The sequence below is a fragment of the Rhodoferax sp. PAMC 29310 genome, assembly GCF_017948265.1.
Lineage (GTDB): Bacteria > Pseudomonadota > Gammaproteobacteria > Burkholderiales > Burkholderiaceae_C > Rhodoferax.
On sequence record NZ_CP072852.1, the window covers coordinates 3,150,800 to 3,165,930 of the forward strand.

The window sequence follows — 15,131 nt, forward strand, 5'->3', positions numbered from 1 at the left end:
GGCGTGAGATAAGCAGCGCGCCCTGCGCCCGTAGGGGCTGAAGACCCCGATTTTACCGGCGTGGGCCATTTTTGGCTTGGCAGGCGGGCACAATGGCCCGCATGAAAACTCTGATCTTCGCGGGCAGCACCCGCCAACACTCCTTCAACCGCCAACTGGCCGCCCAGGCCGCCACCCTCGCCCGCGCCGCTGGCGCCGAGGTCACGCTGCTGGAATTGTCCACGCTGGACATCCCTTTGTACAACGCAGACCTGGAAGCCCAAGGCACCCCAGCCGACGTGATTCGCCTCAAGCAATTGATGTGGGAGCACCCGGCCTGGATCATTTGCTCACCCGAATACAACGGCAGCTACACCGCCTTGCTGAAGAACACCATCGACTGGGCCTCCAGCCCGGTCAAAGGCCACGCCGACTGGGCCAATGGCTTCAAACCATTTGAGGGAAAAGTGGTCGGCCTTCTGAGCGCCTCACCCGGTGGCCTGGGCGGTTTGCGCTCCCTCAGTCACTTGAATCCTTTGATGCAAAACATGCAATGCTGGATCGCTCCCAAGCAGTTCGCGCTGAACGGCGCCGGACAGGCTTTTGATGAACAAGGCCAGCTTAAGAGCGAAGCGCACCGCGCTAGCGTGCAGGCGGTGGTTGATCAGGTGTTGTGGGCCAGTTCACGGCTGGTCTGACTTTTCCGGGCTCACGACGCCCTGACCAAGGACCGGGAATCTCAACCGCCTTGTTCTTCCCCCCCTCTCCCCCAGCCCCTCTCCACCCCCGCCGGGGCGGAAAGGGGAGCTCAACAGCCGTTTGTGGCCAACGCTGTGTGCGGGGCTGAGTTCAAAGGGGAAGGCTAACTTTCTAAGTGGCCGGGGGCGGTCGAGGTTGAGGCCGCTCGATAAGGCGCAGCGAATCTTCCAACATCCGACCAAATGTGGCTGTTGAGCGCCCTCTCTCGCCCGGCGGGGCGAGAGAGGGCTGGGGAGAGAGTGGGGGTTGCAGCGTAAGAATTGCTACGTATTTAATAGCTATCTACGCATGTTTTATAAGCGCTACAGGCCAATAATGCATCCAGGCATTACAAAGCAGCCGGACAGCTTCAATGGGCAAGCCCCCCTATTTCACCCCAGCAATTACCCGCATTTGTCCTGCACTGGACAGCAAAAGAACCCACATCGGTTTACCCTTACCGGTTGAGCGCCACTACCTCGGCGCCAGTCACCCGGAGCACGTCATGCAAATCCCTTCTCTTAAAGACCAGGTCAGCCCCGAAGAATGGGCGCTGCGCTGCGACCTCGCGGCCTGCTACCGGCTGGTGGCCGCCTACGGCTGGAGCGACTTGGTCTTCACCCATGTTTCGGCCCGCATCCCCGGCCCCGAGCACCACTTTCTGATCAACCCCTATGGAATGATGTTTGACGAGATCACTGCGTCCAGCTTGGTCAAGATCGACCAGGATTGCAACAAGCTCAGTGAGTCGCCCTTTCCAGTCAACCCGGCCGGCTTCAACATCCACAGCTGTATTCATCAGGCGCGCGACGATGCGGGCTGCGTGCTTCACACCCACACCCGAGCGGGAGTTGCCGTCAGCGCGCAAAAGTGCGGCATATTGCCCATCAGCCAACAATCCACCTTTGTGCTCGGCTCGCTGGCCTACCATGACTATGAAGGCGTGGCCCTGCGCGACGACGAAAAGCCTCGCCTGCAGGCCGACCTGGGTGATGCGAGCTATCTGATGCTGCGCAACCACGGTCTGCTCACTGTGGGCAAAGACATACCCACTGCGTTTCTCGCCATGTACACCTTTGAGAACACCTGCCGCATCCAGATTGACGCGCAAGCCGGTGGCGAACTCACGCTGGTTAACCCGGAGATCGTGGCCGGCATTGCCAGCGTCATGAAAGTCGCCACCGCCGGCATGGGCGCCGCACTGGCTTGGCCAGCACTCTTGCGCAAACTGGATCGAAGCAACCCCGGGTACAACACATGAACTCCGCCTCAAGCACCGCTGAACAGGGCCTGATTCAGACTGACTTGCAAGCCACGCTTGACCTGCAGCGGGCGGCCTACTTTTTGCAACCGGTACCCACGCTGGAGCAGAGACGCGCCGACCTGCTGCAGTTGCAAAAGTTCGTGCGCGAAAACAAAGACGGCCTGGTCGCCGCCATCAACGCCGACTACGGCAGTCGATCCAGCCACGAAACCCTGTTTGCGGAAATATTTCCTGCGCAGGACGCCATCAAACACACGCTGGGCCACCTCAAAAAATGGATGAAACCACAGCGCCGCCACGTTGACCTGCGCAACTTCCTGGGCGGAAAAAACCGCGTCATTCCACAGCCCCTGGGCGTGGTGGGCTGCATCGTGCCCTGGAATTTCCCCATCAACCTCAGCATCCTCCCGCTGGTCTACATCTTTGCCGCCGGCAACCGGGCCATGGTCAAAATGTCGGAAAACTCCCGCCATCTGGCACGTTTTCTGGTCAACAAATCACCCGCCTATTTCCCACGCGACAAGCTGGCCTTCTTTGACGAAATTGGCGGCGTCGGCATCGAGTTCTCCAAGCTCAAATTCGATCACCTGCTATTCACTGGCTCCGGCCAAACCGGCAAAGCCGTCATGGCGGCGGCCGCGCAAAACCTGTGCCCCGTGACGCTGGAATTGGGCGGCAAATCACCGGCCTTGGTCTGCGACGACTACCCTCTGCAAAAAGCCGCCGAGCGCCTGCTGTTTGTGAAGTTCCTGAACGCCGGCCAAATCTGCACCACGGTCGACTACCTCTACCTGCCCAAGGGCAAGACTGACGCGTTTGTGGCCGCCGCCAAAGCCATCGTCAGCCTGCGTTACCCCACCATCGCCGGCCCCGACTACACCGCCATCATTGACGACAAGTCCTTTCTGCGCCTCACCACCGCCCTGCAAGAAGCCGAGGCGGGCGGGGCCACGCTGGTGCAGCTCACCCCTGGCCCGCGCTGGGACGCAGCCACCCGCAAGATTGCCCCACACCTCGTGCTCAACGCCCCGGCGGACAGCGTGCTGCTCACCCGTGAGATTTTTGGCCCCATTCTGCCCATCAAGGAATACACCCGACTTGAAGACGCCGTGGCCACCATTAACCAAGGCCCGCGCCCCCTGGCCTTCTACCCGTTCAGCAACGACTCAGCCACCATCGACATGCTGCTCACCCGCGTCATGTCAGGCGGAGTCACCGTCAATGACGCCCTCTTCCACCTCGCCCAACACGACCTGCCCTTTGGCGGCGTGGGCGACAGCGGCATGGGCCACTACCATGGCTATGAAGGCTTCATCACCTTCAGCAAGCTGCGTCCCGTGTTCTACCAGGCTGGTTGGAGCGCCCTCAAATTCATGTGGCCGCCCTACGGCAAATTCGCCACCAAGTACCTGGCGTTTTTGACTCGCTAAAGCGAACGGGCCTGCCTGGACGCCAGGGTGCGACGAAAATGGCGGGAATGCATACACACTCCCGCCCATCGCCGCAAGCGCCCCGCTGGGTCGCGCCCGCCCTGCTGACCCTCGCCGCGCTGGGCGGTTGTGCCTCTGCGCCACCTGTCGAGGCCCTAGCCCCTGTCATACCTGCGCCAGTCGTAGTCGCCGCGCCGGCCCCTGAGCCAGAGATCGACTCCGTCGCGAAATTCGCCCGCTGGGTGGCCGAGTTCAGCGTTTCAGCCCGCGCTGCCGGCATCACCGAGGCCACGCTCCACCAGGCCTTTGACACCGTGCGACTCATTCCGCACGTCATCACCTCCGACAAGGCCCAGCCCGAGTTCACCCGCACCGTCTGGGCCTACCTGGACACCGCCGTCTCGCCACAGCGCGTTGCCCGTGGGCAGACCCGGATGCGCAATCTGCCAGTCGAAGTTGATGGCGTGCCGGGGCGCTACGGCGTACCGATGGAAATCCTGGCCGCCATATGGGGCATGGAAAGCAACTACGGCAGTTTTATGGGTGACATTCCCACCATCGACGCTTTGGCCACACTCGGTTTCGAAGGTCGGCGGGAAGACTGGGCGCGGGGCCAGTTGTTAGCAGCCCTCAAAATTCTACAAAGTGGTGACATTGCCCGCGTCGACATGATTGGCTCTTGGGCCGGCGCCATGGGCCAAACCCAGTTTCTGCCGTCCAACTATTTGGCCTATGCGGTCGATGCCGACGGTGATGGCCGTCGCGACATCTGGGGCAGCCTGCCCGACGTCATGGCCTCCACCGCCAACTTTCTGACCCGCTCAGGCTGGCAACGCGGTCAACCCTGGGGCGTGGAAGTGCGCCTGCCCACCGGCTTTGACTACGCCCGAGCCGACACGTCTCAGCCCGCATCCAACTGGGCCGCCGAGGGCGTACAAAGCATGGACGGCGAAACGTTGCCCGCTTTGACCAACGGCACCTTGTTGCTACCCGCCGGTGCACGCGGCCCGGTCTTTCTGGTGGGCGTCAACTTTCGCACCATCCTGCGCTACAACAACTCCACCAGCTACGCCCTTGGGGTAAGCCTGCTGGCCCAGCGGCTGGCGGGCGGCCCCGCCGTGCAAACGGCGTGGCCGCGAGATCTGCAAGCCTTGACACGGACCCAATTGAAAAACCTGCAAACCGCGCTCAACACCCGCGGCTTTGACAGCGGCACGCCCGACGGCATCATGGGCCCCGCCACCCGCAGCGGCATTCGTGACTACCAACGCAGCCTCAGCCTGCCCGCCGACGGCTACCCGACGCTAGAGTTGCTACAACGACTGCAGTGAGTGGGGACGGGGGAAAACGCTCCTATTTGGATCACGATGAGGAGCACTCCAGGAAAAATCCGTCGCCCCCATGCGTCTATGGTTCAATGCCTTTATGAACCGCCGTACCCTTTTGTTGCTTGTATTGGCCGCCTCAAGTGGCGCAGCGGCTTTTGCGTGGTACACGATGCGCGCGCCGGCAGTTGCCGCCATGGTGGTGCATTCACAGCCTTTGGTCCGCACTCTACTGTTTTCAGCGCGGGTGGCCAGCACCTCTCGGGTTGAGATTGGCGCCACCCTGACCGGCCGCGTGGCGCAGGTCAACGTGGCCGAAGGCGCCCGGGTGAAGCGGGGTGACATCTTGGTGCAACTGGAGAGCGACGAGCTGCAAGCAGCGCTTGCCCAAGCGCAGGCCGGCGTTCGCCAAGCACAGGCCAAGTTAGCTGCCCTCCAAAGTTCGGGGCGCAGTGCCGTTCAGGCCAATCTGGAGCAGGCCGAGTCGGTGCTCCTTGCCGCCAAAAAGGACCTTGCCCGCACACAAGAATTGGTCGCCCGTAACTTTGTCAGCGCCGCGCGTTTGGACGAATCACAGCGCGCAGCCGCGGTTGCCACGGCACAGCGCGATGCCGCCCTGGGCCAACTGCAGGCCAACGCACGGCAAGGCGCTGACTGGGTCGGCGCGCAAGCACAGGTGGCGCAGGCCCAGGCAACGCTGGCGTCAGCCCAGGCACGTCTGGAGCAGGCCACCCTCACTGCCCCTGCCGATGCCCGGGTGCTCTTGAGGGGCGTGGAGCCGGGCCAGATTGTTCAGCCCGGGCGTGCCCTGCTGACCTTGGCCCTGGACAGCCCGGTGCAACTGGTGGGTCAGGTGGATGAGCGTTACATGGCGCAGGTGCAGTTGGGCCAGAAGGCAGTCATGCGAGCTGATGCCTTTGCGCAGCAGCCTTTCGATGCAAAAGTGCAGTTCATTGCACCCGTGGTCGATGCGCAGCGTGGTGCCGTGGAAGTCAAACTCATTCTGTCGGGCCCGGTGCCGGATTTTTTGCGCGAGGACATGACGCTCTCCGTCGAGCTGGTCACCGGCCAACGCGACCAGGCGTTGGTGGTGCCTGCACAAGCCCTGGGTGCCCAGGCTGGCGGCACGACCGCTAGCGTGCGGCTGGCGCAAGAAGGCCGCGTGGTGGCGCGTTCGGTTCGACTGGGGCTTCGCACCCTCGACGCGGTGGAAGTGCTGGATGGTTTGGCCGCCGGTGATGTGATTTTGCTGAGCCCCACGCCCGCCGTGGGGCAACGGGTCAAGGCCGACACCAGAGCAGGGTTTGCAACGCCCAAGCGCGCTGGCGATGATGCCGGCGCAGCGATGAGCAACGCCATGGGCCGCTGAGAAAAACCCGATGCGGTACCGGATCGGTTTTGAAGCTCAGGTGGCGATGCGTTTTCTGCGCGAGGGGCGCATGCAAACCGTGTTGATCATCGTCGGCGTGGCCGCCGGTGTGGCCGTGGTGGCGTATATCTCGGCACTGATCAGCGGCTTGCAACGCAACACCCTGGAAAAAACCTTGGGTGCCCAGGCCCACATCACAATCTCGGCGCCAGAGGACGCGGCTTTCACCACAGGCCCAAATACATTCAATACCACCACCTTGCAGCAGGTGCAACCGCGCACCCAGCGCCCGCGATCCATTGTCAATTGGCAGGCACTGGTGCCCGTGCTGGAGGCGATGCCCGACGTGGCGGCCGTTTCGCCCATGGTGTCGGGCGCCGGCCTGGCGCAGCGGGGTGAGGCATCCAAAGCCATCGCGCTGCTGGGTGTCGATCTGGACCGCTATGACCGCATCGTGGGCCTGCGAAGCAAGGTCGTCGACGGTGTCGCCCGACTCGGCCCGGGCGAGGCGATCCTGGGGCGTGAACTGGCCAGCGACTTGGGGCTGCGGGTGGGGGACCGGGTGAGCCTCATTGTGGGGGGCACCAATGCCAGTAGCAGTGTGGTCGACTCTGTGCGGGTCACCGCCCTGGTCGACCTGGGTGTGCGCGAGCTGAATCGGCGCACCGTGATTGTTCCGCTGCGCGCGGCCCAAAGCCTGCTGGGGCTTCCAGGGGGCGCCACCAATTTGGACTTGGCACTGACCGATGTTTGGGCGGCTTCGGCACTGTCGGGCGAGTTGGCGCAACGCTTCCCCTACAAGGTAGAAGGCTGGCAGCAGGCCAATGCCCAACTCGTATCGGCCCTGAACGCGCAGTCTGTCAGCACGGCGCTGATTCGGGGTGTGGTGATGGTGGTCGTGGTCTTGGGCATTGCCAGCGTGCTGGTCGTGTCGGTGGTGCAAAAGCGCCGTGAAATCGGCATTCTGCGGGCCATGGGCGCCACCCAGGGCCAGATTCAGCGTGTGTTTTTGCTGCAAGGCGCCATCGTGGGGGCGCTCGGTTCGACCCTGGGCATCTTCTTGGCCCTGGCCCTGATCGCAGCCTTTACCCACTTTGTGCGCGGCTCTGACGGCCTCCCGCTGTTTGTGATTTCCCTCTCACCCCAGTTGGCCCTATCGATTGCCGCCATCGCCACCGTGTGTGGCGTGTTGGCCGCCGTCGCGCCGGCGCGGCGCGCTGCCGCTTTGGACCCCGCCCAGGCAATCCGGATTTGACGGCGACCATGGCACCGAGTAACGCTCCATTGATTGCCATGGAGGGGGTGCGCAAGCGCTACAACATCGGTCGCCCCAATGAGGCTGAGGTATTGCATGGCATCAGTTTGTCGGTGGGCGTGGGCGAGTTTGTGGCGCTGATCGGCCCGTCCGGTTCGGGCAAAAGCACCTTGCTCAACATCATCGGCTTGTTAGAGCCCATGACCGAAGGCAGCTATCGCCTGCAAGGAACGGAGGTGGCCGGGCTGGACGATGCCGCGCTGACGCTGCAGCGCCGCTGTGCACTCGGCTTTGTGTTCCAGTTCCACCACCTGTTGCCGGCCTTTACCGCCCTGGAAAACGTGACCATGCCGGCCCTCATGCGCGACGGCACCGTCAGCGCGGCGCAGCGCAAGCACGCGCAAGAGGTGCTGGCCGCCATGGGCCTGTCCGATGCCATGGGCAAGCGCCCGGGTGAACTCTCTGGCGGTATGCAACAGCGCGTGGCCATTGCCCGCGCGCTGGTCATGCAACCGCCCCTGGTCTTGGCGGACGAACCCACCGGCAACCTCGACCGGGCGTCGTCTGACGAAGTGTTTGCGCTGATGCGCCGCATGCACGCGGACCTCGGAACCTCATTTTTGGTGGTCACCCACGACCCGCGCCTGGCTCAGCGGTGCGACCGCACGATTGAGTTGGTGGACGGCAAGGTTGAGCGGGATGCCCCTAACGCGGTCGCCTAGCGATACAGCATCTGCCAAATATCAAATATGGCCGACGCCACGGCCCACTCCGAGGGCTGCAAGGAAATTCAATTTCCAAGAAAATCACACAATCAACAGCCTATCCAACCCACATGAATTCTTGAAAGCTGAAGAATTCACTCTCTAAAAAACTGAAGGAACGATGTATGAACGAAGTTGAATTTCGAGTGCGAGCGTCTGCCAATGGGTTCTCTGATTTTCAACAAAAAGAATACGCCTCTGACACAGACGCCCCATTGCATACACACGAATTTTCCGCCAGTCTTGTCGTTTTAGAAGGCGAATTTTCTCTCCAGTATTCGGACTCAAAAGCGACTTTTTTGCCGGGTGAGTGCTGCGAATTGGCGGCAAACGTTCTGCATGCAGAGCGCGCAGGGTCCCATGGCGCCAAAGTTCTTCTGGCCAAAAAAATGTAGGCGGCCAACAAGTCGACCTCAGAAAGTCGCACTCCCGCTTTGAGGCGACCGCACGCCGTGGTGGGCATGCAGGATGCAAAGGCCAAATCAAGCAATTAAATCAAACGATTGATTGAGTTGTATGATCCCGGCCATGAAACTTGACACCCCCGTTCCCAAGGAACTGAGAATTGACGGCCAAGAGGCCCGTACACGGCTGCTGGATGCGGCGCTGACTTTGTTTGCTGAAAAAGGCTTTGCTGCGACCTCCATCCGCGAGTTGGCGCTGGCGGCGCAGGTGAATGTGTCGGCCATCAGCTATTACTTTGGCGACAAGGCCGGTTTATACCGCGCCTTGTTTCAGGATCCGCGCATCAATCCGCCTGTCGCACTGGCACCGGCTGCCAATCTGGCCGAGGCGATTCGAGGCCTGCTGACGGCCATGACAGAACCCCTTAAACAAAGCGACGCCGCCCAGCAGTGTGTGAAGCTTTTCATGCGCGAAATGCTGGAGCCCACGGGGGTGTGGCAAGCCGAAATTGAAAACAACATTCAGCCCGCCCACCTCGCGCTGGTGGATGGCCTGTGCCGTCATCTGGCAACCACAGTAGACGACGATATTCACAGGTTGGCGTTCTCCATCGCGGGCTTGGGTGTGATGCTGCAGCTCTCTACTGACGTGTACCGAACCATTCGCCCCAGCTTGAACGACACGCCGCAAGCCATCGACGCCTACACCGATCGCCTGCTTGAATACGCCTTGACCATGGTCGCCGCTGAAGCTCAGCGCCGCCAGATCGTCCTGCCCCAGCCGTCCCCCACGCCCCACCCAGAGACCGCCCCATGACGCCCCACTTTTTCAAAGGCATGGCTGTTGCCAGCAGCACGCTGGTGCTCAGCGCTTGCAGCGTAATGATGCCGGCCACGCAAGTTCCCTCACTGGCCGCGCCGCAGTGGCAGGCGCCGCTGCCGCACCAGGGCCGGGTGCAATCACTGGCCAACTGGTGGCAACGCCAGGGCGACCCGCTGCTGGTCGAACTGATTGACGCCACCCAGGCCCAGAGCCCTTCCATGGCGCAGGCGCTGACCCGCATTGCTCAGGCGCGCGCCAACCAAGCCGCGGCGAATGCAGTGCTGCTACCTCAAGCCAGCGCGTCGGCCGGCATCAGCCGCGGGGTCAGCCAGCCGAACACACCGGTGGCAACCAGCGCCAACGTGGGGCTGCAAGCCAGCTGGGAACTGGATTTGGTCGGGGCCAACAAGGCGGTGAACGACGCTGCCTTCGCCCAGTTGCAGGGCACCCAGGCGCAGTGGCACAACGCCCGTGTGTCAGTGGCCGCCGAAGTGGCACAAACCTACTACGCACTGGCCACCTGCACCCAGTTGCTAACTGTGGCCCAGGCAGACTCCGCATCCCGTGCCGACACCGCCCGTCTGACTGAACTCAGCACCCGAGCCGGGTTCACAGCACCCGCCATGGCAGCATTGGCCCGCGCCAGTGCCGCAGAGGCCCGAAGCCGCGTCACCAGCAAGCAAGAAAGCTGCGACCTGAACACCAAGGCTTTGGTGGCGCTGACCGGCATGGATGAAGCGCCTTTGAGACAAAAACTGGCCCTGGCCCTCGTCCAACCTGCACAAGCCGCTCCTTTTTCAGTAGCAACCATACCCGCGCAAACGCTCACACAGCGGCCCGACGTGTTCTCCGCGGAGCGTGACGTGGTGGTGGCCAGCGCGCAAGTGGGCAGCGCCAAGGCCCAGCGTTACCCCCGCCTGACCTTGAACGGCGCCATTGGCGGCTTGCGCGTCAACACCGGCGGCACCACCACCAACTTGACCACCTGGTCCTTTGGCCCATTGGCCGTGAGCGTGCCGCTGTTTGACGGCGGCCAGCGCGTAGCCAACATCAGCCTCGCCGAGACCCAGTACCAGCAAGCGGTGATCACTTACCGCAGCCAAGTGCGCCAGGCGGTGCGCGAGGTGGAGGACGCCTTGATCAAGCTGCAAAGCACCGACACCCGCCAGGCCAACGCCGAGGTGTCGCGCCAAGGCTATGCGCAGTCGCTGGCCGCCACCCAAGTGCGTTTTGACCAAGGCCTGGCCAGCCTCGTCGAGCTGGAAGAAGCCCGCCGCGTGGCCTTGGCCGCGCAGAGTGGCCTGCTCGGCTTGGCGCTGGAGCGCAACCTGGCCTGGGTGGCGCTGTACCGCACCCTGGGCGGCGGCTGGGACCGCAGCACCTTCACGCCTGACCCGTCCACCGCCACCCCTTCGTCGGCCCCTTGAGCCACCCCGCCCCCTACCGATTGTTGAGACCCTCCCAATGAACTCATTCACCGTCAAACCCCTCACCCTCGGCCTCGTGCTGGCCAGCTTCCTAACGCTGGGCGGCCTCGGCCTGCTGACCACCCGCTCCGATGCGGCCGACGCCCCCACTGCAGCCGACAGCGCCAAAGCCGGCAAACCGTCGCTCACCGTCAGCCTCACCCAAGCCACCGCCGGCCAGATGCCCATCACCCTGCTGGCCAACGGCAGCGTCGCCGCCTGGCAGGAAGCCAGCGTGGGCGCCGAGGTGAATGGCTTGCGCATTCAAGAGTTGCACGCCCAGGTAGGCGACAGCGTCAAGCGCGGTCAGTTGCTGGCCACCCTGTCCAGCGACGGTGTGCAGGCCGACTTGGCCCTCGCCCGCGCCTCACTGGCCGAAGCCACTGCACTCGCGGCTGAGGCCGCCGCCAACGCCGAGCGCGCCCGCGCCGTGCAAGGCACAGGTGCTTTGAGCGCGCAACAAATCAACCAGTTTCTAACCGGTGAGATGACGGCCAAAGCTCGCGTGGAGTCGGCCAAAGCGCAACGAGACGCGCAGCAACTGCGCCTGAACTACACCCGCATCGTGGCGCCTGACGCCGGCATCATCTCGGCCCGCACCGCCAGCGTGGGCGCCGTGGTGGGTGCGGGTGCTGACCTGTTCCGCCTGATTCGCCAAGGTCGCTTGGAGTGGCGCGGTGAAGTTACCGCCGCCGAGTTGGGCCGCGTGAAACCCGGTACCCGCGTGACGCTGACTGCCCCCGGTGGTGACACCGCCGAGGGCAAAGTGCGCCTCATTTCCCCCACCGTGGACGCCCAAACCCGCAACGGCCTGGTCTACGTGGACTTCAGCGCACCCCAAACCAGAAACCACACCAGCACTTTCAAACCCGGCGTGTTTGCGCGCGGCGAAATCGCTCTGGGCCAGGTCAATGCCATGACGGTGGTACAAACCGCCGTGGTGGTGCGAGACGGCTTCAGCTACGTCTACCAAGTGGATGCCAATAGCCGGGTGAGCCAGCTCAAGGTCAAAACCGGCGCCATGGTGGGCGACCGGGTGGAAATCGTCAACGGCGTGACGCTGGAACAAAAGCTGGTGGCCAGTGGCGCCAGTTTCCTGAGCGAGGGGGATTTGGTGAAAGTGGTTGATATTTCCAAGCCAAATCAGCCTTCAGCGCCCACTGCTCCTGCGCAAGCCGCTAGTAAATAAGGAGCAGACACCATGAATGTTTCCTCCTGGTCCATCAAAAACCCCATTCCGGCGGTGATGCTCTTTGTGTTGCTGACCTTTGCCGGTCTGCTGTCCTTTCAGGCCATGAAGGTGCAGAACTTTCCTGACCTGGACGTGCCCAACGTCATCGTCGTCGCCTCGCTGCCCGGTGCCGCGCCCGCGCAGCTGGAAACCGAGGTCGCCCGCAAACTGGAAAACGCGCTGGCCCCCTTGCAGGGCTTGAAAAACATCTACACCAAGGTGCAAGACGGCGGCGTCACCATCACCGCCGAATTCCGGTTGGAGAAATCCACGCAGGAGGCCGTCGACGATGTGCGCTCCGCCGTGCAAGGTGTGCGGGCCGACCTGCCCGCTGACGTGCGCGACCCGGTGGTCAAAAAGATTGACCTGGCCGGCACGCCCGTGCTGGCCTACACCGTCAGCGCGCCCAGTATGGATGACGAGGCCTTGAGCTGGTTTGTGGACAACACCGTGTCGCGCCGTCTGCTGGCTGTCAAAGGCGTGGGCTCCGTCAGCCGCGTCGGCGGCGTGACCCGCCAGGTGGAAGTCGCACTGGACCCGCTCAAGCTGCAGGCGCTTCGCGCCACAGCGGCCGACGTGTCGCGCCAACTGAAACAAGTGCAGACCGAGAGTGCCGGCGGCCGGGCCGACTTGGGCGGCAGTGAGCAGCCCATGCGCACAATAGCCACCGTCAAGACGGTAGAAGAACTCGCCCGCATCCAGATTGCACTGTCCGGCGGCCAGCGCGTGCGCCTGGACCAGTTGGCAGAAGTCACCGACACCGTGGCCGAGCCACGCTCGATGGCCTTGCTCAACGGCAAACCGGTGGTGGGTTTTGAGATCACCCGCAGCAAAGGCGCCAGCGAGGTGGAGGTGGGTGCAGGCGTCAAAATCGCGTTGGCCGAGTTACAACAGGCCCACCCCGATCTGGTGCTCACCGAGGCCTTCAACTTTGTGGTGCCGGTGGAAGAAGAATTTGCCGGCTCCATGACGCTGTTGTACGAAGGCGCCATTCTGGCCGTCATTGTGGTGTGGTTGTTTCTGCGTGATTTCAGGGCCACATTTGTGTCCGCCGTGGCCTTGCCGCTGTCGGTGATTCCGGCCTTTATCGGCATGCACTACCTCGGCTTTTCCATCAACGTGGTCACGCTTTTGGCGCTCTCACTGGTGATTGGCGTGCTGGTGGACGATGCGATTGTGGAGGTCGAAAACATCGAGCGCCACCTGAACATGGGCAAGTCGCCCATCAAGGCCGCAACGGAAGCCGCTGATGAGATTGGTATGGCCGTGATCGCCACCACCTTCACGCTGATAGCCGTGTTTCTGCCCACCGCTTTCATGAGCGGTATTCCCGGCAAGTTCTTCAAGCAATTTGGCTGGACAGCGGCACTGGCTGTGTTCGCCTCGCTGGTCGTGGCGCGTATGTTGACGCCCATGATGGCCGCCTACATCATGCGGCGCAGTCCGCGCGAACACAAAGAACCCTGGTGGATGCACCGCTACATGGTGTGGAGCCGCTGGTGCCTCACACACCGCTGGATCACGGCCGCCGCTGCCGGCGCCTTTTTCGTTGGTTCGTTGATGCTGATTCCGCTGTTGCCCAAAGGCTTTATCCCGCCCGACGACAACTCACAAACCCAGGTCATGGTGGAGCTGTCACCCGGCTCCACCCTGGCGCAAACGCGCGAGGCCGCCGAGGCCGCCCGCCAACTGGTCATGCGCGTGGACCATGTGAAAAGTGTTTACACCACCATTGGTGGCGGCTCGGCGGGCTCTGACCCGTTTGCCCCGCCCGGCGCCTCGGAAGTGCGCAAAGCCACGCTCACCGTGCTGCTCACCGACCGCGGCCAGCGCCCCCGCAAGCAGGGCATTGAGAACAACATCCGCGCCGTCATGGCTGAGCTGCCCGGCGTGCGCAGCAAAGTCGGCCTGGGGGGCTCGGGCGAGAAATACCAGTTGGTGTTGACTGGCGAAGACCCCGTGGCTCTGGCCACAGCCGCCGCCGCCGTGGAGAAAGACCTGCGCACCATTACTGGCCTGGGCAGCATTGCCTCCAGCGCGAGTTTGATCCGCTCAGAGATTGCCGTGCGCCCTGACTTTGCCCGCGCCGCCGACCTGGGCGTGACCAGCGCCGCCATTGGCGACACCTTGCGCATTGCCACCGTGGGCGACTATGACTCGGCACTGTCCAAACTGAACCTGTCACAGCGCCAGGTCCCCATCGTGGTCAAACTGGCCGACACCGCCCGCCAGGACCTCAGCGTGCTGGGCCGCTTGAGCGTGCCCGGCACCCACGGCCCGGTCATGCTGAGCCAAGTCGCCACGCTGGAGATGACCGGCGGCCCCGCCGTGATCGACCGCCTGAATCGCGCCCGCAACGTCACCTTTGAAGTGGAGCTGTCTGGCGCGCAATTGGGCGACGTGACCGACGCCGTACAAAAACTGCCCAGCATCACCCAACTGCCGCCCGGCGTGAAACAACTTGCTCTCGGCGACGCCGAGGTCATGGGTGAACTGTTCGCCAGCTTTGGCCTGGCCATGCTGACGGGCGTGCTGTGTATTTACATTGTGCTGGTGCTCTTGTTCAAGGACTTCTTACACCCGGTCACCATACTGGCGGCGCTGCCACTGTCTTTGGGCGGTGCGTTTGTGGGCTTGTTGCTGGCAGACAAGAGCTTCTCCATGCCCTCGCTCATTGGCCTGATCATGCTCATGGGCATTGCCACTAAGAACTCGATTTTGCTGGTGGAATACGCCATCGTCGCCCGCCGCGACCACGGCATGACACGCACCGAAGCGCTGCTGGACGCCTGCCACAAACGGGCACGCCCCATCATCATGACCACCCTGGCCATGGGCGCCGGCATGCTGCCCATCGCGGTGGGTTGGGGTGCGGCAGACTCCAGCTTTCGCAGCCCCATGGCCGTAGCCGTGATCGGTGGCCTGATGACCTCCACCGTGCTCAGCTTGTTGGTGATTCCGTCGGTGTTCACCTTTGTGGACGACATCGAGCACCTCATCCGCCGCGGGGCTGGCTGGGTGCGCGGTTTGGGAGGAAGCAAGCCCAAGGAGGCGTAGAAAAAAATCGCCTGTTGAAACAAGGG

The 15,131-nt window shown here is 63.0% G+C and carries 11 protein-coding genes; all 11 read left to right on the forward strand.

Annotated features, from left to right (window positions below):
- The first annotated feature begins 101 nt into the window (after positions 1-101).
- Complete coding sequence (locus J8G15_RS14690; protein ID WP_210542955.1) at positions 102-677, forward strand: NADPH-dependent FMN reductase; 576 nt, start codon at positions 102-104, stop codon at positions 675-677.
- Positions 678-1,222: 545 nt separating this feature from the next.
- Positions 1,223-1,978 carry a class II aldolase/adducin family protein gene (locus J8G15_RS14695; protein ID WP_210542957.1) on the forward strand — a complete coding sequence of 252 codons (756 nt, stop codon included), beginning with the start codon at positions 1,223-1,225 and terminating at the stop codon, positions 1,976-1,978.
- Positions 1,975-3,411, forward strand: a complete 1,437-nt coding sequence (locus J8G15_RS14700) for a coniferyl aldehyde dehydrogenase (protein ID WP_210542958.1) — start codon at positions 1,975-1,977, stop codon at positions 3,409-3,411. The genes J8G15_RS14695 and J8G15_RS14700 overlap by 4 nt, the downstream gene beginning before the upstream one ends.
- A gap of 47 nt (positions 3,412-3,458) precedes the next feature.
- Positions 3,459-4,742 (forward strand): lytic murein transglycosylase, encoded by a 1,284-nt coding sequence (locus J8G15_RS14705; RefSeq protein WP_210542960.1) that lies wholly within the window; start codon positions 3,459-3,461, stop codon positions 4,740-4,742.
- 94 nt (positions 4,743-4,836) lie between these two features.
- Entirely contained in the window at positions 4,837-6,105 is a 1,269-nt protein-coding gene (locus tag J8G15_RS14710; RefSeq protein ID WP_210542963.1) for an efflux RND transporter periplasmic adaptor subunit, read from the forward strand.
- A gap of 10 nt (positions 6,106-6,115) precedes the next feature.
- Positions 6,116-7,360: an ABC transporter permease gene (locus J8G15_RS14715; protein ID WP_210542965.1), complete on the forward strand. Its 1,245-nt coding sequence runs from the start codon at positions 6,116-6,118 to the stop codon at positions 7,358-7,360.
- 8 nt (positions 7,361-7,368) lie between these two features.
- Positions 7,369-8,082, forward strand: coding sequence for an ABC transporter ATP-binding protein (locus tag J8G15_RS14720; protein ID WP_210542968.1), 714 nt, complete (start codon positions 7,369-7,371; stop codon positions 8,080-8,082).
- A 570-nt stretch (positions 8,083-8,652) separates the two neighbouring features.
- Entirely contained in the window at positions 8,653-9,345 is a 693-nt protein-coding gene (locus J8G15_RS14725; protein WP_210542970.1) for a CerR family C-terminal domain-containing protein, read from the forward strand.
- Positions 9,342-10,778 (forward strand): efflux transporter outer membrane subunit, encoded by a 1,437-nt coding sequence (locus tag J8G15_RS14730; protein WP_210542972.1) that lies wholly within the window; start codon positions 9,342-9,344, stop codon positions 10,776-10,778. Before J8G15_RS14725 ends, J8G15_RS14730 begins: the two co-directional genes overlap by 4 nt.
- Before the next feature lie 37 nt (positions 10,779-10,815).
- A complete protein-coding gene (locus J8G15_RS14735) occupies positions 10,816-12,006 on the forward strand; it encodes an efflux RND transporter periplasmic adaptor subunit (RefSeq protein ID WP_210542974.1) in 1,191 nt (396 codons plus the stop codon).
- A gap of 12 nt (positions 12,007-12,018) precedes the next feature.
- On the forward strand, positions 12,019-15,105 hold the full coding sequence (locus J8G15_RS14740; protein WP_210542976.1) for an efflux RND transporter permease subunit: 3,087 nt from the start codon (positions 12,019-12,021) through the stop codon (positions 15,103-15,105).
- The last annotated feature ends 26 nt before the right edge of the window (positions 15,106-15,131 follow it).

Bases quoted from the DNA above. Each gene is read 5' to 3' on its own strand.
- J8G15_RS14705 (WP_210542960.1), top strand. From the start codon at position 3,459: ATGCATACACACTCCCGCCCATCGCCGCAAGCGCCCCGCTGGGTCGCG.
- J8G15_RS14695 (WP_210542957.1), top strand. From the start codon at position 1,223: ATGCAAATCCCTTCTCTTAAAGACCAGGTCAGCCCCGAAGAATGGGCG.
- J8G15_RS14710 (WP_210542963.1), top strand. From the start codon at position 4,837: ATGAACCGCCGTACCCTTTTGTTGCTTGTATTGGCCGCCTCAAGTGGC.
- J8G15_RS14700 (WP_210542958.1), top strand. From the start codon at position 1,975: ATGAACTCCGCCTCAAGCACCGCTGAACAGGGCCTGATTCAGACTGAC.
- J8G15_RS14730 (WP_210542972.1), top strand. From the start codon at position 9,342: ATGACGCCCCACTTTTTCAAAGGCATGGCTGTTGCCAGCAGCACGCTG.
- J8G15_RS14715 (WP_210542965.1), top strand. From the start codon at position 6,116: ATGCGGTACCGGATCGGTTTTGAAGCTCAGGTGGCGATGCGTTTTCTG.
- J8G15_RS14725 (WP_210542970.1), top strand. From the start codon at position 8,653: ATGAAACTTGACACCCCCGTTCCCAAGGAACTGAGAATTGACGGCCAA.
- J8G15_RS14735 (WP_210542974.1), top strand. From the start codon at position 10,816: ATGAACTCATTCACCGTCAAACCCCTCACCCTCGGCCTCGTGCTGGCC.
- J8G15_RS14720 (WP_210542968.1), top strand. From the start codon at position 7,369: ATGGCACCGAGTAACGCTCCATTGATTGCCATGGAGGGGGTGCGCAAG.
- J8G15_RS14690 (WP_210542955.1), top strand. From the start codon at position 102: ATGAAAACTCTGATCTTCGCGGGCAGCACCCGCCAACACTCCTTCAAC.
- J8G15_RS14740 (WP_210542976.1), top strand. From the start codon at position 12,019: ATGAATGTTTCCTCCTGGTCCATCAAAAACCCCATTCCGGCGGTGATG.